Raw genomic sequence first — 243 nt, 5'->3', positions numbered from 1 at the left:
GACCCAAAGCTTGGGCTTCTTTCAGTTGTTGAACGTAGTGTTTGGCGTTCGCTTTGAATTCGGTATCGGCGTGGAATTCAGGCACCAAGTAGTGATAGTTGGTGTCGAACCATTTGGTCATTTCGATGGCGAATTGGTCTTTGTTGCCGCGCGCCAGTTGGAAGAATTGTTCCAAAGACAGGTTTTGGCTGTCGAAGCCGAAACGGGCGGGAATCGCGCCGGTAGCGACTTGCAGGTCGAGGA

The 243-nt window shown here is 51.9% G+C and carries 1 pseudogene; it reads right to left on the bottom strand.

Annotation, left to right across the window (positions count from 1 at the left end):
• Nucleotides 1-243: pseudogene (locus ACTHS3_RS18475) on the bottom strand (5-methyltetrahydropteroyltriglutamate--homocysteine S-methyltransferase); the annotation flags it as partial.

The organism is Neisseria sp. P0009.S007, assembly GCF_051962515.1.
Note: the sequence above shows the minus strand (reverse complement) of the source record. Positions and strands in the feature narration are given on the sequence as shown.